The sequence below is a fragment of the Nocardia abscessus genome (assembly GCF_015477775.1).
Lineage (GTDB): Bacteria > Actinomycetota > Actinomycetes > Mycobacteriales > Mycobacteriaceae > Nocardia > Nocardia abscessus_A.
Genome location: NZ_JADLQO010000002.1, coordinates 17,894 through 35,357, shown reverse-complemented (window position 1 = coordinate 35,357; position 17,464 = coordinate 17,894). Strand labels below are relative to the sequence as shown.

Annotated in this window: 19 protein-coding genes; 6 read left to right on the top strand and 13 right to left on the bottom strand. The window is 68.9% G+C overall.

The genetic code is table 11. From position 1 onward, the window contains the following. Positions 1–154 precede the first annotated feature (154 nt). Positions 155–667 (top strand): hypothetical protein, encoded by a 513-nt coding sequence (locus IU450_RS05680; protein WP_195148751.1) that lies wholly within the window; start codon positions 155–157, stop codon positions 665–667. Positions 668–693: 26 nt separating this feature from the next. Here the strand turns inward: IU450_RS05680 and IU450_RS05675 are convergent, their stop codons facing one another. Continuing rightward, positions 694–1,302: a malonic semialdehyde reductase gene (locus IU450_RS05675; RefSeq protein ID WP_324197551.1), complete on the bottom strand. Its 609-nt coding sequence runs from the start codon at positions 1,300–1,302 to the stop codon at positions 694–696. A gap of 38 nt (positions 1,303–1,340) precedes the next feature. Then, the gene (locus tag IU450_RS05670; RefSeq protein WP_195148750.1) at positions 1,341–1,760 is read right to left on the bottom strand and encodes a nuclear transport factor 2 family protein; all 420 of its coding nucleotides are present in this window, start codon (positions 1,758–1,760) and stop codon (positions 1,341–1,343) included. 173 nt (positions 1,761–1,933) lie between these two features. Here IU450_RS05670 and IU450_RS05665 point away from each other — a divergent pair, with 173 nt between their 5' ends. Together IU450_RS05665 and IU450_RS05660 are read left to right on the top strand one after the other, a co-directional pair. Further along, positions 1,934–2,716, top strand: coding sequence for an SDR family NAD(P)-dependent oxidoreductase (locus IU450_RS05665; RefSeq protein ID WP_195148749.1), 783 nt, complete (start codon positions 1,934–1,936; stop codon positions 2,714–2,716). A 15-nt stretch (positions 2,717–2,731) separates the two neighbouring features. Beyond that, a complete protein-coding gene (locus IU450_RS05660; RefSeq protein ID WP_195148748.1) occupies positions 2,732–3,223 on the top strand; it encodes an acetyl-CoA carboxylase biotin carboxyl carrier protein in 492 nt (163 codons plus the stop codon). Between the two features lie 9 nt (positions 3,224–3,232). Here the strand turns inward: IU450_RS05660 and IU450_RS05655 are convergent, their stop codons facing one another. Next, positions 3,233–3,622 carry a lipocalin-like domain-containing protein gene (locus tag IU450_RS05655; protein WP_195148747.1) on the bottom strand — a complete coding sequence of 130 codons (390 nt, stop codon included), beginning with the start codon at positions 3,620–3,622 and terminating at the stop codon, positions 3,233–3,235. A 29-nt stretch (positions 3,623–3,651) separates the two neighbouring features. Next, positions 3,652–4,146: a luciferase family protein gene (locus IU450_RS05650; protein WP_195148746.1), complete on the bottom strand. Its 495-nt coding sequence runs from the start codon at positions 4,144–4,146 to the stop codon at positions 3,652–3,654. A gap of 102 nt (positions 4,147–4,248) precedes the next feature. On the opposite strand from IU450_RS05650, the gene IU450_RS05645 reads away from it, so the two are divergent. Further along, positions 4,249–4,623 (top strand): winged helix-turn-helix transcriptional regulator, encoded by a 375-nt coding sequence (locus IU450_RS05645; RefSeq protein WP_195148745.1) that lies wholly within the window; start codon positions 4,249–4,251, stop codon positions 4,621–4,623. Positions 4,624–4,729: 106 nt separating this feature from the next. Here IU450_RS05645 and IU450_RS05640 read toward each other — a convergent pair whose 3' ends face one another. From IU450_RS05640 to IU450_RS05610, 7 genes are all read right to left on the bottom strand, one after another. Then, a complete protein-coding gene (locus IU450_RS05640; protein WP_195148744.1) occupies positions 4,730–5,491 on the bottom strand; it encodes an alpha/beta fold hydrolase in 762 nt (253 codons plus the stop codon). A gap of 2 nt (positions 5,492–5,493) precedes the next feature. After that, entirely contained in the window at positions 5,494–6,756 is a 1,263-nt protein-coding gene (locus tag IU450_RS05635; protein ID WP_195148743.1) for an FAD-dependent oxidoreductase, read from the bottom strand. After that, positions 6,744–7,670 (bottom strand): MBL fold metallo-hydrolase, encoded by a 927-nt coding sequence (locus tag IU450_RS05630; RefSeq protein WP_195148742.1) that lies wholly within the window; start codon positions 7,668–7,670, stop codon positions 6,744–6,746. The genes IU450_RS05635 and IU450_RS05630 overlap by 13 nt, the downstream gene beginning before the upstream one ends. After that, positions 7,667–8,605, bottom strand: coding sequence for an aromatase/cyclase (locus IU450_RS05625; protein ID WP_195148741.1), 939 nt, complete (start codon positions 8,603–8,605; stop codon positions 7,667–7,669). Before IU450_RS05625 ends, IU450_RS05630 begins: the two co-directional genes overlap by 4 nt. Positions 8,606–8,672: 67 nt before the next feature. After that, positions 8,673–8,927 carry an acyl carrier protein gene (locus tag IU450_RS05620; RefSeq protein ID WP_220135886.1) on the bottom strand — a complete coding sequence of 85 codons (255 nt, stop codon included), beginning with the start codon at positions 8,925–8,927 and terminating at the stop codon, positions 8,673–8,675. A gap of 24 nt (positions 8,928–8,951) precedes the next feature. Continuing rightward, complete coding sequence (locus IU450_RS05615) at positions 8,952–10,166, bottom strand: ketosynthase chain-length factor (protein WP_195148740.1); 1,215 nt, start codon at positions 10,164–10,166, stop codon at positions 8,952–8,954. Then, positions 10,163–11,431, bottom strand: coding sequence for a beta-ketoacyl-[acyl-carrier-protein] synthase family protein (locus IU450_RS05610; RefSeq protein ID WP_195148739.1), 1,269 nt, complete (start codon positions 11,429–11,431; stop codon positions 10,163–10,165). Before IU450_RS05610 ends, IU450_RS05615 begins: the two co-directional genes overlap by 4 nt. A gap of 199 nt (positions 11,432–11,630) precedes the next feature. On the opposite strand from IU450_RS05610, the gene accA reads away from it, so the two are divergent. Further along, positions 11,631–13,322 (top strand): acetyl-CoA carboxylase carboxyl transferase subunit alpha, encoded by a 1,692-nt coding sequence (gene accA / locus IU450_RS05605; protein ID WP_195148738.1) that lies wholly within the window; start codon positions 11,631–11,633, stop codon positions 13,320–13,322. A gap of 10 nt (positions 13,323–13,332) precedes the next feature. Then, positions 13,333–14,682, top strand: a complete 1,350-nt coding sequence (locus IU450_RS05600) for an acetyl-CoA carboxylase biotin carboxylase subunit (protein WP_195148737.1) — start codon at positions 13,333–13,335, stop codon at positions 14,680–14,682. A gap of 69 nt (positions 14,683–14,751) precedes the next feature. On the opposite strand, the gene IU450_RS05595 is transcribed toward IU450_RS05600, so the two are convergent. Together IU450_RS05595 and IU450_RS05590 are read right to left on the bottom strand one after the other, a co-directional pair. Further along, positions 14,752–15,594 (bottom strand): AfsR/SARP family transcriptional regulator, encoded by an 843-nt coding sequence (locus IU450_RS05595; RefSeq protein WP_324197612.1) that lies wholly within the window; start codon positions 15,592–15,594, stop codon positions 14,752–14,754. Between the two features lie 377 nt (positions 15,595–15,971). Next, positions 15,972–17,366, bottom strand: coding sequence for an ABC1 kinase family protein (locus IU450_RS05590; RefSeq protein WP_195148735.1), 1,395 nt, complete (start codon positions 17,364–17,366; stop codon positions 15,972–15,974). Between the last annotated feature and the right edge of the window lie 98 nt (positions 17,367–17,464).

Genomic DNA, 17,464 nt, shown 5'->3' with positions numbered 1-17,464 from the left:
GGTTCGGCTGTGTCCTCCCGAGGATGGCCACCGCTCCCGCTCAGCGGCCGCATCGCCGCGAAAGGTCACGGTCCGGTATCGGAGACGGGCCCGATCCGGGTGTGATGCGGGCAACGTATTCCAGCCGTAGCGTACGAAGCAGACTGATCGGCAGTTGGTCGCCAGCCGACTCCGATTCGATACCGATCGCGATGCCGGGCGGAGGATTCCATGGATTCCATCCGCGGCATGGCGACCCGAATACCCCGAGAAGGCGATCGTCGACCGACGCTCTCGCCGCCGGATCGCAAACCCGGTCGACACCAACGGCCGCCTGGAGGACACCATGGTCACCAGAGTTTCCGCCCATCCATCGCACGCCCATGCATCGCACAACGACAGGTCAGCGCGCGGCGTCGGCTGGAGCCCCGGTCACCGCGCCTCGACGCGGCAGCAGGCGGGTGTCGACGACGACCTCGCGCCGCTGGGCGTGCCCGCTGTCGTGGTGGGTGCCGTGCTGCTGCTCCTCGGGCTTGTCGCATCGGGTTCGTTGAGCGGCTGGGTTCGCGAATACGGCCTGCTCCTGATCGCCGTCTACACGGGCTACATGGCGCTCGCCGCCGCACTGAGCGGCTGGGGCACGCACATGATCTACAAACGGCGCTCCGGCGTGCGGGGCCGCGAGTGACACGCCAGGTCGCCCGCACCGACGCCCTAGACCGTGCTGACCACCTCGTCGTAGTCCAGTCGCGGTGAACGCGGGAACCACGCGTCCGGGCCCGGCTTGCCGATATTGACCACGACGAGGCCGGTGTGGTCTCCGTCCGGGAAGAAGTCTTTGTCCAAGCCGGGGCCGTCGAAACCGTTCATCGGGCCCGCCGCCAAGCCTGCGGCTCGGATGCCGAGGATGAAGTAGCCGATCTGGATCAAGGTGTTGGCGCGCGCGGACTCGGCGCGTTGATCCGGATCGGCGAAGTACTCCTTGGCCTCGGGGGCGTGCGGGAACACCTTGGGCAGGTTCTCGTGGAAGTTCAGGTCGGCCGCAAGGATCGCCGACAGCGGGGCGGCGGCGGTCTTCGGCTTGTTGTTGTCGATCATGTGGGTGACCAGCCTGGCGCGAGCCTCGGCGCCGCGCACCAGAACGATCCGCAGCGGTTGCTGGTTCATCGATGTGGGGCCGTATTTGACCAGTTCGTAGATCTCGCGGATCTGTTCGTCGGTGACCGGCTCATCGGTGAAGGTGTTCGCCGTGCGGGCTTCCCGGAACAACAGGTCCTGGGCGTCGGCGGCGAGCGTGAGCAGGGCTGGCTGAACGGAATTCACGTGGGTTCTCCTCGAATAGTGGTCGGGGACAATCAAAATCAGTCGTGGGCGACACGCCGCGACCGGGTCAGCAACGCGCCGTCGACGTGGACCAGCACGTCGTGCACGACGCAGCTCGGCGCGATCTCCGGCTTGCTGTTCGGACGGATCTTGACCACCAGGCAGTAGGCGGTGGACACGATGGTGCCGTCCTCCTGCGGTTGCAGGTTGATCATGTTGAACCAATGCCTGCGCTGCATCGGGTCGGTCTCGAAGCGCTTGTGGAACTCGACCAGGTCGGCGATGATGCCCGCCCTGGTCCGGGCGGGCGGGATGCCCGGCGTGTGCTCGAATTCCGCGTCCTCGGTGAAGGTCGCGGCGTAGCCGGGGATATCGCGGCTGTCCAGCCGCTGCATCTGCTCGGCGTAGAACTGCTGGACCTCGGCGTACAACTCGGTGCGGCTTGCGACGGTGGTCATGGTTGCTCCTGTGGGTGCGGCGGGGCTCGGCTGCACGCCACAGTGGCCGACGCCGCTAGAGCCTCGGTTGAGCCGCGATTCGCCACCGGCGGTTGACCGGATCTATAGGACGCCGGTCGACCCTGGTGAGCGAAAAGCCCGGCGAGTTCGGAAGATCTACCGATGGAGGAGTCATGGCGGAAAATCGGCGCGTCGCGCTGGTCACCGGAGCGACCAGCGGAATGGGCCTGGAGATCACCAAAAGCCTGGCGGCCCAGGGCATCGCGGTGTTCCTCTGCGCTCGCGATCAGCAGCGGGTGACCGACACGGTGAAAAGCCTGCAGGACGAGGGGCACGAGGTGGACGGCACCAGCTGCGATGTCGCCGACGCCGCGCAGGTTCGCGAGTACGTCGACGCGGGCGTGCGGCGCTACGGCCCGATCGACATCCTGATCAACAACGCGGGCCGCAGCGGCGGCGGCGTCACCGCCCAGGTGACCGACGAACTGTGGTTCGACGTGATCAACACCAATCTCAACAGCGTGTTCCTGATGACCAAGGCGGTGCTGAACGCGGGCGGCATGCTCGAACGCGGTAGCGGGCGGATCGTCAACATCGCTTCCACGGGCGGCAAACAGGGCGTCGTGCACGGCGCCCCGTACTCCGCGTCCAAGCATGGGGTGGTCGGCTTCACCAAGGCGCTCGGGCTGGAACTGGCCAAGACCGGCATCACGGTCAACGCCGTATGCCCGGGTTTCGTGGAGACGCCGATGGCCGAGCGTGTGCGCGAGGTCTACTCCGGGCTGTGGGGTGTCGACACCGACGAGGTGCACGCCCGGGTCAGCGCGCGGGTGCCGATCGGTCGCTACGTGCAACCGTTCGAGGTCGCGGCGATGGTCGACTACCTGATCGGTCCGGGCGCCGGCGCGGTCACCGCACAGGCGCTGAACGTCTGTGGCGGTCTCGGTAATTACTGACAAGGAGCGACGGCAATGACCGCAGTGGACGAAAATACCGCCGACGCCCCGGCCACGGGGCACGAGGACTATCTCCGGGTGCTGGAGGCGATCCAGACCGGCGCGTTGCAATTGCTCGCGGGTTTCCCGCAGCAGCCGAGCGCGCTGCGATTCCAGGTGGGGGAGGTGACCGTGGAGGCCGAATGGCAGGCCGCCGTCCCGGTCGTCCCCGCGGCGATCGCGGCGGCTTCGGTGGAAGCCGTTGCCGCTCCTGATGTTCCGGCGCTCGGCGCGGTCGTGCGCGCGCCCAGTGTCGGCGTGTTCTATCGGTGCCCCGAGCCGGGGGCGGATCCGTTCGTCGAGGTCGGCGACCGGGTGAGCGCCGGGCAGCAGATCGCCATCGTCGAGGCGATGAAGTTGATGATCCCGGTGACCGCCCAGGCGGGCGGTGTGATCACCGGGATACTCAAGGAAGACAACGAACCGGTTCAATTCGACGAGCCCTTGTTCTCGTATTCTCCGGAATGACAACGTGGTTCAGGCGGGCGGACCGCTGCGGCGCCAGGTGAGCACCCGCCGCTGCGTCCGCCCGCCGACCTGTGCGGAGCCGATCAGCGTGAGCACGTCGCCGTCCAGCGACATCTGCCGCACCTGCTCGGTCTGCGCCCACGCGGGGTTGGAGCAGACGCTGATCGCGTGCACCACCTCGGTGCCGGACCGCCGCCACGTGCCCGCGTAGCCCATGAACGGGTTCGCGCCGGGGGCTCCGTCGGTGCGCATCATGCTCACCGACATGTAACCGTGCGCGCCGTAGATCAACAGTCCGCGCGGCGAATCGCCGAGTGGCCCTCGGCTGGTCGTGTCTTGCTCGTCGATGTCGTAGTAGGACACCAGTTCCCAGGTACCCACAAGGTCGGTCGCGTTCATGGCACCGACGATGGCGGCAGTCGCTCTAATCACGCTGTAGCCGCGTGGCGGGCGAAGCCGTGACTGATCCGCACCAGCTGCCAGACGACGTCCAGCTCCGCCCGGTCGCGCGGCCCGTAGACCATCACCAGTGTCCCGGGCAGGTAGCCCTGCCGGGCCATCGGATGTGGTTCGGCCCAGCCCTGCCGGACCGCCTGCGCCACGACGTCTTTCGGCAGGCACATGTGCAGGCTGCCGTCGCTGTGCCCGTGCAGGTGGGCGAATTCGGTGCCCGCGAGGTACGCCTCGTCGGGCCCCTGGGCCATCGTCGGCCGCAGGTGCACGGCCCGGGTGTCGGGCAGGGATACTCCGCTGCGGCCGAGCAGTACGTCGTCGAGCGCGCTCATCCGCGACCACAGTTCCTCTTGCAACTCGACGGGCGCGATCTGGCTGAGCTGCTGGTGCGGATTGTGCTCGCGGGTGCTGGGCCGGTCGCCGCAGCGGCGCGGCAGGTCCAGGCGTCCGGCCACCGTTGTCGTCGTCATGACTGTGCTCCCTTCGGATTTCGCGTATGCGCGAACCTGGGACCACGTTACTTTCCAAAGTATAGTAGTAACCAAGGGGAAAGTGACTTACCGGGAGGACGTATGACCACCGCGCCTGAAACGCCCGTCGACCCCTGCCCGATCACGCCGGTCATCGACCTGGTGTTCGGCCGCTGGTCCACCCAGGTCCTCTGGGTCCTCATCCACGACGGCAGATTGCGCTTCACCGAACTGCAACAGCGGATTCCCGGCCTGACCCCCAAGGTCCTCACCCAGCGCCTGCGCCAGCTCGAACGTGACGGCCTGATCGCGCGCACCTTTCACCCCGAGGTCCCGCCGCGCGTCGAGTACGAGGCGACCCCGCTCGCCGGGACGCTGACTCCGGTGTTCGGCACCATCGTGGCCTGGTCCGGCGAACACCTCGGCGAGGTTCTCGCGGCGCGCGCCGCCTATGACGCCGCCGGGACTCCGGGCTGATCCCTCGGCTTCCGGCCGTCCCGGAGGGACGCCGAGCGCGGCTGCGCTACGGCGTCACCATCCGATCGGGATCGGCGCCGCGGCCGTTCCGCTCACCGCAGGACATTCACGGCGCCGGCGCTGGGCGAGCGGAGAGCTCGAGCAGGCACCCGGCCAATTCGCGCGGCATCGTGATCATGCAGTCGTGCCCGGTGGGGAGCACGTGGAGCCGGTCGGGGGGCAGGTCGGCGGGCGGCAAGGTGCGGGGCATGGCCGCGCGCATCGCCTTGAAGTCCTCGCCGCCTTCGCCGCAGTGGACGTGCGTCACCGGAATCGCCGCCAGCGCCTCCGGATCCGTCAAGGTCATCGGCTGCTGGAAGGACTTCAGCGATTGCGGTGTCTGCATGGACGCCAGCCAGCTGAGGTCGGGTTCCTCCGTGACCCCGTACAGCCCGCCGTCGCCGGCCGGTTCGGTTTGCGGCGGCACCCGCCAGCCGTCGCCGGTGGCGGCCGCCGCGGCGGCGAAGGCCTCGACCATGCCGGGCATGATGTCGGCCACCGCTTCGCCGTCGCGGGGCACGAAGGTATCGATGTAGACGAGTTCGGCGATGCGGTCCGGCACCGCGTCGGCCAGGGCGGTGACGACGATGGCGCCGTAGCTGTGCCCGACCAGGACTACCTCGGTCAGGTCCTCGGAGGTGACCAGATCGATCAGGTCCCGCACGTGGGTGTCGAGGCCGACGTCCGCGGTGAGCAGGTCCGCGCGGTCGCCGAGACCGACCAGCGAAGGGGCCAGGACGCGGTGGCCCGCGCCTTCGAGCAGGGGGGTCACCCGCTGCCAGACCCATCCGCCGTGGAAGGCGCCATGGATGAGCAAGTAGGTCGACACGATCAGTTCTCCCTGGGTTTCGTAAGGGCCGAGGTGGTTTCGGTCGAAGTGGTGGCGGGCGGCACCGGCTCGGGGCGGACACCGAGGCCGATCACCCGGGCCACCAGCCGGGGCAGGCGCGGGAAACGGCGGAGCAGCCGGACCAGCAGCGGTTTGTCGGTTCCCGCCCGTCCCGCGCTGGGGTACAGGTCGGCCAGTAGGCGCAATTGCGCGAATTGCACCACGCGCATGGGGAATTCGCGACGGCGCTGGATGGCGCGCAGCTGGGCCGTGGTCGGAGTCGCGCCCGTGGCGAGGATCGGCGCCAGCAGCCGGGCGGCCGCGATGGCGTCCTGCACCGCCAGATTGATCCCGACGCCGCCTGCCGGGGACATCGCGTGCGCCGCGTCCCCGATCGCCACCAGCCCCGGCCGGTACCAGCGGCGCAGCCGGTCCACCCGGACGTCGAGCGGCTTCACGTCGCCCCAATCCGAGATCTCCGCCTCCAGATGCGGCGCGAGCGCAGGATAGATGGCGGCCAGATCCGCGCGGAACCGCGCCAACCCCGCGGTCCGGATCGTCGCGAAGCCGCCCTTCGGGATCATGTACGCGACCTGAAGATAATCGCCGCGATCGATACAGACGATGAAGAACCCTTTCCCGCTGCGCACGGTGGGCAGGCGATCGCCATCGGGTTTGCTCACCCGGAACCACAGGACGTCCATCGGCGCGGCGCTGGCGGCGACCTCGAGCAGGCCCGACCTGCGCACGATCGAGTGCCGTCCGTCAGCGGCGATCACCAGGTCGGCGGTGATCCGCAGGGGTCCGTCCGGCGTCCTGGCGCGTGCGCCGATCACCGTGCCGTCGCGCTGGATGAGCTCGGTGACCTCCGCCTCCTGGACGAGGCGGAAGCCGGGGTAGCGGCTGGCGGCCTCGGCGAGGAAATTCAGCACGTCCCACTGCGGCATGAACGCCACGAACGGAAAAGGCCCGGGCAGAGCGCTGAAGTCCGCGAACACCACCGGACCGGTGGCGGTCGCCATCGGCAGCTGGGGCAGCTCGACGTGCGGCAGCGCCAGGAACTCCTCGGCCAAGCCGAGTTCGTTCATCGCCAGCAGCGTCGAAGTGTGCACCGTGTCGCCGCGGAAATCCCGCAGGAAATCCGGATGCTTCTCCAGCACGAGCACGTCCACGCCGGAACGCGCCAGCAACAGTCCCGTCATCAGTCCGGCGGGGCCGCCGCCGATCACGCAGACCCGCACCGATTCGGTGCTCAGGCCAGGCATGCCGGCACCTGCCCGCCGTTGTAGAGCACCATCTCGTCGAAGATCGCCAGCACGTCCAATGGCTCGCCGAGCCGGCCGCCGCTCAGTTCCGCGTCCGCGCGATACAGGTTGCCGACCAACCGCTCCTGATCGACCAGTTCGGCGAACTCGCCGTGGTCGGCCTCCAGCGCGATCGCCAGCGGCGTCAGACCGAGCGCGCGTCCCTCCGCCGCCAGGTCCTGTACCCAGTGCAGGTACCGCAGCGTCTGGTCGAAGATCTCCGGCCCGGTGACCGGGCCGTGCCCGGCGACGACCGTCTCCGCGCCGAGCGCGGCCAGCCGCCGGACCGCCGTGATCGAACCGCTGACCGACCCCATCAGGCAGAACGGCGCCGCGCCCGCCATCACCAGGTCCCCGGCGAACAGCACGCGCTCCTCGGGCAGCCACGCCACCACGTCGTTGGTGGTGTGCGCGGCGGCCCCGAAGTGGATGAGTTCCACCCGGCGCTCGCCCTGGTGCAGGGTCAGGTGATAGCTGAACGTGATGCTCGGCAACGTGACCCGCACATCGCCCCACTCGACGTCCGGCCACAGCTTCGTCAGCGCCAGCCCGGTCTCGATCATCTCGGGCCGGATCCGGTCGTGGCCGATGACGACGGCGGTCGGCCCGAACAGGTGGTTGCCGAAGTTGTGGTCGCCGTGGTGATGGGTGTTCACGACGGTGCGCGCCGGGCCGGTGTCCAGCCCGTCGACGAACTCGACGAGGGCCCGGGTGCGCCCCTCCGTCGCCAGCGTGTCGATCACCACCGCGCCGTCCGGCCCGGTCAGCACCCCGGCGTTGCTGACACACCAGCCGCCCCGGCTGTGCGTGTAGGCGTATACGCCGTCGGCGACCTCGTGCACGCGCGGTACGGCCGCCGTCTCGGTGGCTGTCATGTCGGCGACTTCGTCGTCGCGGCGTAGCGCTCCGCGCACCGCAGCGTGTTGCGGCTGTTACTCGACAACGCCTCGGTGAGATACGCGCGGGCGTCGGCGAGATCGGTGGTCGCGCCGAGTATCTCGCGCGCGGCCGCCGGATTGATCGCCACCGTGTGCCGTGCGGTCACCATGGCACCGTCCGGCCCGTCGGCGAATTCCCAGGCGCCGCTGTGGCCGAACAGTATCGCGGGCGGCACCAGTTGCTTGTAATCGATCCGCTCGCCGGGGAAGCACACCCGGATCGACTTGGTGGTGTGCGCGATCCCGCCCGCGGTCACCGTGTCCATCTCCATCAGCTGCACGCCCTCGGAGTCCTCGGTGAGATCGATGCGGCCGACGTGCGGCACCTGCTCGGGCCAGCGTTCGCTGTGGTAGACGAAGTCGTACGCCTCGGCGGCCGAGCACTCCAGCGGCACCGTGTCCTCGAAGGTGTGGATCACCTCTTGTACCGGGTGGCCGAGTTCGGCGATGCGGGCCAGCGCCGCGAGCTCGGTCTCGCTGTTGCGGTCCACCGACGCGGCGACCTGCTCGGGTTCGACCCCGTCCACCACCGTGAAGTGGTGATCCAGCGTCACTTTCGTCGTGCCAGGACCGATCTCGCGGAACGACCAGCCGCCGCCCATCGAGGCGATCGGCGCCTGGCTGCGTTCCTGCTCGAAGGCGATGCGGCGCTGCCCGGCGTCCAGTACCCGCCGCGACGTCCAGTTCTTCACCGCGCCACCCACGGTCGCCCACAGCCGGAAGCGCTCCTCGTCCGGCCCGCGGTGCAGGTGGCGCACCAGCACACTCGGCTCGAAGATCACCGGCCACCTGGTCACGTCGGCGACCAGGTCGTAGACGACCTCGGGCGCGGCGTGCACCACCTTGGTGTGGCTCATCACGCTGGTGTTCATGCTCTGTCCTCCTCGGCGGGTGCGGGCCTCGCGTGGTCACACGCGCTGCCGCCCTCGGGCCTGACGCTCACGCCGCGCCCCGCAGCTGGGCGTTCACGATGTCGACCAGCTCTTGCGGCGTCTTGACCTCGATGAGCTGCTCCTCCGGGATCGTTACCCCGAAGTCGCGCTGAATCCGCGCCGCGGTCTCGATGAGCGCGAGCGAGTCGTAGCCCAGTTCCTCGAACTCCGCGGCGGCGATGTCGCCGTCGAGTTCGGCGAGGTCCTCGCCGCCCGCGCAGTCCACGAGAATCCGGCGTAGTTCGGTGATGGTCATGGTCATGATCGGCTCCTCGGATGGCAGTACTCAGTCGGATACGGCGCGCACGACGACCGCGGAGTTGAAACCCCAGCGCCCGCGGGCCAGGACGAGCGCACCGCCGACGGTGGCGGTGCGCGGGGCGCCGAGGACCAGATCGATCCGGCAGTTCTCGGCGAGCGTGGTGGTGTGAGCGGTCGGCGGAATGACCGAGTCGCGCATCGCCAGCAGCGCGGTCACGATGTCGAGCGGGCCCGCGCCGGAGAACAGGCGTCCGGTCAGTGGTTTCGACGCGGTGACCGGAACGCCGCCGGGCCCGAACAGGGCCTCGATGGCGGCGGCCTCGTCGCGGTCGCGCTCGGGTATGCCGGAGGCGTCTGCGAACACCACATCGATGTCACCGGGCGTCATCCCGGCGTCGGCCAGCGCGAGCTCGGCGGCGCGGCGCAGACCCGACGGGCGCCCCGAGCCGGGTGGCGGGTCGAAAGTGGAAGCGTATCCGGCGATTTCGCCGTGCACCTTCGGCACGCCACGGGACCGCGCCGCGGCGGCGTCCTCGACGATCAGCATCGCGCCGCCCTCACCGGGCACGTATCCGGCGGCGGCGGCGTCGAACGGCAGATAGGCGCGTTCGGGGTCGGTCGCGGTGCTCACCGCGCCGCTGGACACGTGCGAGGCCCAGCCCCACGGGTCCAGCGCCGAATCGACGCCACCGGTGACCACCAGCGGCGTCCCGCGTCGCACGGTGCGGCGCGCGTGCCCGATCGCGTCCAGTCCGCCGGCCTGCTCGGCGACCAGGGCGCTGCTCGGCCCGCGCATGCCGTGCCGGATGGAGATCTGGCCGGTGTTCACCGCGTAGAACCACGCGAAGGACTCGTACACGCTGACGTGCTCGGAGCCGAGCGACCACAGCTTGTTGAACTCCCGGTGCGTGAATTCGAAGCCGCCGGAGGCGTTCCCGGTCACCACGCCCATGTCGTAGTCGGTCATGGTCGCGGTGTCGACCTTCGCGTCGTCCAGTGCCCACTGCGCGGCGACCAGCGCCATCCGGGTCGAGATGTCGGTTTGCGGCAGCAATCGGCTCGGCAGGTGTTCACCCGCGTCGAAATCGGTCACCTGGCCGGCCAGCCGCGCCGCCGAGCGGCTGGTGTCGAACCGGGCGAGCGGTGCGATGCCCCCGCGTCCGGCCAGCACGGCATCCCAGAAACGCTCCACGCCGAGTCCGTTCGGCGCGAGCACGCCCATTCCGGTCACCAGTATCATGCCGCCACCGCCTCCGGCTTGCGCAGCACCATCGCGCTCTGGAATCCGCCGAACCCGCTGCCCACGGTGAGCACCGTGTCCATCCGGTGGTCCCGGGCGACCAGGGGAACGTAGTCCAGATCGCACTCCGGGTCGGGCTCGTGCAGGTTCGCCGTCGGCGGCACCACCTGGTATTCCAGCGCCAGCAGCGAGGCGGCGATCTCGACCGATCCGATCGCGCCGAGCGAGTGCCCGACCATGGACTTGATCGAGCTCATCGGCGTGGCGTAGGCGTGCGCGCCGAGACTGCGCTTCACCGCCGCGGTCTCGTGCCGGTCGTTCTGCCTGGTGCCCGAACCGTGCGCGTTGATGTAGTCCACGCTGGTCGGGTCGATCCTGGATTCGTCGAGCGCGACCCGGATCGCCTCGGCCATCTCGCGACCGTCCGCCTTGAGACCCGTCATGTGATAGGCGTTGCAGCGCGTCGCGTACCCGGAGATCTCGGCGTAGATGTGCGCGCCGCGCTTGCGGGCGCTCTCGTATTCCTCCAGCACGAACATCGCGGCGCCCTCGGCGAGGACGAACCCGTTGCGCGAATTGTCGAACGGCCGCGAGGCCACTTCCGCCGCGTCGTTGCGCGGTGTGGTCGCCTTGATCGCGTCGAAGCAGGCCACCACGATCGGTGTGATGGGGGTGTCCGACGCGCCCGCCACCATGACGTCGGCCGACCCCTCACGGATCAGCTGCACCGCGTGCCCGACCGAGTCCAGTCCCGAGGTGCACCCGTTGGAGACCATCGCCACGGGCCCCTCCGCCCCCACGCTCCAGGCCACCTCCGCGGGCATCACGCTCGGAATCATGTAGTCGAACATGTGCGGGGACAGATACGTCTCGTCGACCAGCCAGTTCTTGCCGGAGTCCGACAGCACCAGGTATTCCCGCTCCAGGCTGGTTGCCGCGGCGACCGCACTGCCGAGGCTCACGCCGAGCCGGTGCGGATCGACCGCAGCGAAGTCGAGCCCGCTGTCGGCCACCGCCTCCCGCGCGCAGACCACGGCGAACTGCACCGCACGGTCCATGCGCCGAATCTCCCTGGGCGACAAACCTTCCCGCTCCGGGTCGAAGTCCGCTTCGCCGGCCACCTGGGACCGGTACGGTGAGGCGTCGAAGAACGAGATCCGGCGCGTCGCGGTACGGCCCTCCGACAGCAGCTTCCAGAACTCGTCCTTGCCAGACCCGCCGGGCGCACGGACCCCGAGCCCGGTGACGACAACGCGGCGGCTCATCGCGCACCACCGGATGCATTGGTGTTCATGGCGATTCTCCCTTCGATGGTGTGACCGAGCATCGAGGACGGCCCTCGAACATCGCTCGAGCGAACGAATCGAGTTGTTCTCGAGCGGAGGGGTGCACGCTGTCGTTGTGATCGCCCGGCCGGCGCTGCCCGGATCGATCACCCGTTCCCCGAGCAAGGAGACACGCGTGATGAAGTCAGCACACGGCAGGCAGGACGCCGCCGCGGACTGGGTGCTCTGCCCGGCATGCCTGATCCCGCTGTACGGCAAACGGTTCGCCCGCGACCTGGGTGTCTGCGGCGAATGCGGCAGGCACACGCCGATCACCGCCGAACAGCGCGTCGGACAGCTCGCCGACGAGGGACGCTTCGAGCCGCTGCCGGTCGCCGCCACCGACGACGACCCGCTGACCTTCACCGACACCAAGTCCTACCCGGACCGGCTGGCCGCCGCTCGTGCCCGCACGGGCATGCCCGACGCGGTGCTGTGCGCGCTGGCCGCGATCGAGGGCAGGCCGGTGGTGATCGCCGCCATGGACTTCCGCTTCCTGGGCGGCAGTCTCGGCATCGCGGTGGGCGAGATGATCACCGCTGCCGCCGAAACGGCGCTGGCTCGGCGTATCCCGCTGATCATCGTCACCGCGTCGGGCGGCGCCCGGATGCAGGAGGGGCCGCTGGCGCTGATGCAGATGGCCAAGACCAGCGCGGCGCTGGAGCAGCTGGACCGAGCGGGCATCCTCACCGTCAGCGTGATCACCGACCCTACCTACGGCGGCGTAGCCGCCTCCTTCGCCACCCTCTCCGACGTGCTGATCGCCGAGCCGGGCGCGCGTCTCGGGTTCGCCGGGCGCCGGGTGATCGAGCAGACCATCCGGCAGGAATTGCCGCCGAGGTTCCAGACCGCCGAATTCCTGCTGGAACGCGGGTTGATCGACATGATCGTGCCGCGCGCAGGCCTGCGCCAGGCGCTCGGCGCGCTGCTGCGGGCCGCGAGTCCGGTCGATCCGGCCGAGACCCGTTTCCCCGCGGACGCGGGAGCGATCACCGATCCGGCTCGCGTCCCCGCGACCGATCCCTGGACGCAGGTACGCCGCGCACGGTCAACACAGCGCCCGACCGCGCTCGACTACTTCGCACTCGCGTTCGACGACTTCCGCGAGTTGCGCGGTGACCGGATCTCGGGCGACTGCGCCGCGGTGGTGGGCGGAACGGCATGGCTGGCCGGGCGACCGGTGATGGTGATCGGCCACCAGAAGGGACACGATCCGAAGGAGCTGATGGAACGCAATTTCGGCATGCCGACCCCGGCCGGCTATCGCAAGGCGGCACGGCTCATGCGGCTGGCCGAGAAGCTCGGGCTGCCCGTCATCACCTTGATCGACACGCCCGGCGCGTACCCGGGCGCGACCGCCGAGGAGCAGGGGCAGGCGATCGTCATCGCGGAGAACATCCGTTTGATGTCCGCACTGCGGGTGCCGGTGATCAGTGTGGTGATCGGCGAGGGCGGCAGCGGCGGGGCTTTGGCGCTCGGCGTGGCCAACCGGGTGCTCATCTTCGCGAACGGGACCTACTCGGTGATCAGCCCGGAGGGTTGCGCGGCGATCGTGTGGAACGACCCCGCCGCCGCGCCCCGGGCCGCGGCGGCGCTGGCGCTCACCGCCCGTGACCTCCTGCGTCTCGGGGTGGTCGACGCGGTCCTGCCCGAACCGGGTGACGACGTGGGTGCGGCTCCCGTGGCCGCGGCCGAGCAGTTGCACCGCGCCTTGGCCGCGACCCTCGGCGAGCTGGTCGGCCGCAGCGGTGCGGAGCTGGCCGACGAGCGCCGCGCGCGCTTCCGGCGGTTCGGTGCGCGGCAGCAGGTCCTGGTCCGTTCGGTCGCGTAGGAGTGGCGCCATGTTCGAGAAGATCCTGATCGCCAACCGCGGCGAGATCGCGCTGCGCGTCGCGCGTACCTGCCGTGAGCTCGGCGTGCGCACGGTGGCAGTGCACTCGGTCGCCGATGCCGAATCGGCGGTGGTGCGTTTCGCCGAGGAGGCGGTGCAGATCGGCCCGTCCGCGGCCAAGCGCAGCTATCTGAACGCCGCGGCGATCCTCGCCGCCGCCGAGCTCACCGGCGCCGACGCGATCCATCCCGGGTACGGATTCCTCTCGGAGTCACCGGATTTCGCCGACGCTTGCCGCGCGGCAGGCGTCACACTGATCGGGCCGCCGGCCGACGTGATGGCCCAGCTCGGCGACAAGCAGTCGGCGCGCACGCTGATGGCGAAGGCGGGTCTGCCGCTACTGCCGGGCAGCCTCGATCCGCTCGAACTCGACGAGGCGCACGCACTCGCGGATTCGATCGGCTTCCCGGTGATCATCAAGGCGGCGGCGGGCGGGGGTGGGCGCGGCATGCAGGTGGTGCACGAGAGCGCGGCGTTTCCTCGCGCCTATCAGGAGACCAGGGCGACGGCGCGAATGTTGTTCGGCGACAGCCGGGTATATCTGGAGAAGTATCTCGCCGCGGCGAGGCACGTCGAGATCCAGGTGCTGTGTGACGGCCACGGCAACGGCGTGCACCTGGGGGAACGCGACTGCTCGGTGCAGCGCAGGCATCAGAAATTGATCGAGGAATCGCCGGCTGCGCTGCTGCCGGAAGGTCTTGCCGATCGAATGGGCCGATCCGCCGTCAACGGTGTGTTGGAGGCCGGTTATACCGGTGCCGGAACAGTGGAATTCCTGGTCGATCAGGAGGGTAATCACTATTTCATGGAGGTGAACTGCCGTATTCAGGTCGAACATCCGGTCACCGAAATGGTGACAGGCATCGATTTGATCGCCGAACAGATTCGTGTCGCGGCAGGGCAACCCCTCGGCATCGTGCAGGAAGATATCGTCCTGCGCGGCGCGGCGATCGAATGCCGGATCAACGCCGAAGACCCTGCCGCCGAATTCGCGCCCGCCCCGGGAGTGCTGGCGGAATTCACGCCGCCCGGAGGTCCCTTCGTCCGCGTGGACACCCATGCGCACGCCGGTTATTCGATACCCCCGCACTACGATTCGCTGCTGGCCAAGCTGGTGGTGTGGGCACCGGACCGTGACCGGGCGCTGGCCCGGATGCGGCGGGCGCTGGAGGAATTCCGGATCTCCGGCACCCGCGTCGCGACCACCCGGGACTTCCTGCGCGAGGTGCTCGACCACCCGGCGATGCGCGCCGCGACGCATACCACCGGGTTGGTGGACGAGCTCCTCGGTCGGGGATGAGCGCGCCGGACGTTCGCCCGGGCCGGCCCGGCGCGGCTCAGGGCCGGGCTTCGCGCACGGCGAGCGGCGTCAGGCCGTCTCGGCGGCGGTGCGGTACTCGGTGGAGTGCCACCCGATCAGATAACCGGCGTGACGGCTGTTGAGCATCGCGCTCACCGAGACGTCGGAGGCGGCCAGGATGTCCTGGTGCAGCTTCTGCAGCTTCTGGCACGGATCCAACCCCAGCTCACCCTGCATGGACCTGCTGAACTCCTGATAGGCGGCCAGGGCGCGGGCGCGCTGCCCCGAGCGGCACAGGGCGAACATGTAGTACGCCTGGAGTCGCTCGTGTAGCGGGTGCTGCATGGCCAGCCGCGCCAGATCGGGACACACCTCGCGATGCCTGCCCAGCCGCAACTCCGCCTCGACCCGCAGCTCGATGTTGGTCAGCCGCAGATGGTCCAGATGCGATATCTCGGCGGCGAGTGGGATACCGGCCTCCACATCCACCAGCGCCGGACCGCTCCACAGCGCCTCCGCCGCGCTGAACAGATCCACCGCCCGCTGGTCGTCGCCGGTCTTGACGGCGCATCGGGCGGCTTCGGACATGGACTGGTAGTCGCGCAGATCGAACACGCAGTCCCTGACGTCGAAGGAATAGCCCTTGCTGCGCGTGCGGAGAAAACGTTCGGCCACCTCTGCCTGCCCCACCCCGAGCTGCGCCGCCATCTTCTTGCGAATTCCGAGCACATAGGTCTGCACGACGGTCACCGCGCTGCGCGGCGGATCGTCGTTCCACAATTCTTCGATCAAGGTCGTCACCGGAACAACGGTGTCGTGCCGGACCAAGAGTAATGCCAGCAACTGCCGCTGCTTCTGTGCAGTCGGTGTTGCGTTGTGATTATTGATAGCAAGTGTCAATGGACCTAGCACGCGAGCGCAAACTGGATACTTCACTGGGAACTCTCCTACGGGCGACTATTCCCCCGGCCGACGTGAGATTCTCGATTCCCACCGCTTTGTAGGCTCCGTCAACAGTAGCGAGAAATCCGTATCGACGCCATGAATCCTGAGTAATATCGGAGTTAACTAATGGCGTTGCTGTGACGAATTCTCCTTTGCCGCAAGGAGATTCGCCCGTTATTTGCGCCGGGCTCGGTGGCGGCGAGTTCGGCGCGTGCTCGCTCGGTGCACACGGCGGGGTGGCCTCGGCGAGGCAGCCGCAGTCGACGCGGGCGGCGTGCGCCCCGCCGCGTCACGGCCGTCGGCTCTGACGATTCCGTGCGGATGGTGCGGCACGATCCTGCCGGTCAGCCGCCCGCGTCACCGCTCTGTCGCCGAGTGCGTCGCCACTGCTCGATCGCACGCCCCATATCGGTTGTGGGCGGCTCGTCGTAGAGCCACTCTCGTGCGAGGCGATGCCAATTGTTGGTGACGTGGAGCTGGCCGAGCGCGGCGAAGGTGAACAGGTCCGCGCGGCGGGAGAAGACGTGCTCGGCCGGGAGTAGTTGGCGGCGCATACCTTTGAACTCGGCGGCTCGCGGGTCGATGGCGAGGATGACCGCTCCGGTGGCGATCTCGGGGGTGACGGTGATCGGCTCGTCGTGCAGGTGCCATCCCGCCGCGGCCCACACGTACTGCAGGCATTCCTGTGTGGTGACTCCCGCGCCCGGGTCGATGATGCCGCGCCCGACCCAGGCGTCGTACAGGTCTCGAGCGCGGAGTTCACCTGCGGCTCGCAGGCACGCGCGCTCGAAGTCGACATGCACGGGGTCCATGCGGTCGTAGAGCCCGAAATCGACGAACGCCAGTCGGCCGTCGGCCGCGAGCAGGATGTTGCCCGGATGCGGGTCACCGCAGAATTCGTTGTCGCGGAACAGTGCGCTGATGTAGAAGCGGTAGATCAGCTCACCGAGGCGATCACGTTCGGCGGCGGGCAGCGCCCGAATCTGCCGGAAGTCACCGCCTTCGACGTACTCGGTGACGAGAACGCTGCGCGTGCAGTGCTCTTCGATGCTGTCGGGGACGGTGATGAAGGGATGGTCGCGGTAGCGCATCGCCACCCGGTGCTGGGTGCGAGCTTCCCGTGGGTAGTCGAGTTCGTTGCCGATGTTGCGGGCGATCTCGTCCAGCACGGCGGTGTCGGCCGCGCTCGGCAGGACGGATTTCCACAGCTTGCTGAGCATTTCCAGGTTGCGCATGTCCGCGTGGATCGCCGCGTCCACCCCCGGGTACTGCACCTTCACCGCGACGGTGCGTCCGTCGTGTAACCGTGCCCGGTACACCTGCCCGATCGACGCCGCCGCGATCGGTGTCTCGTCGAAGTCGGCGAACACCCGCGCCAACGGCCCGAGGTCGTCCTCGATGGCCTTCTTCATCGCGGTGAACGGCACGGCCGGGGCGCGATCCCGCAGTTCGGCGAGCTTGGTTCGGAACAGCTCACGGTGCGATTCCGGCACGAGGTCGATCTCGAGCACCGACAACATCTGCCCCAGCTTCATCGCGGCGCCCTTCATACCGCCGAGCACCGTGACGAGCTGTTGCGCCGTCTGCAGCGTCGAGCGCTCGGCGAGAACCCGCCGGGCCTCTTCGGTTCTGCCGAACATCGACAACCGGGTCCCGACACCGCGGACGGCCTGCCCAGCGGCCAGGCTGCCGAGGCGGCCACTTCTCGCCAGACGACCTACGGGTACCCGTCCGGCCACCGCATGCACCTCCATGAGCGTCCGTGCCGCTGCTGCCGCACGTCCCGGTATTCTTCGTGTCCCGACCGCCGCTTGTCGACCACTATCGCGAACTCGTA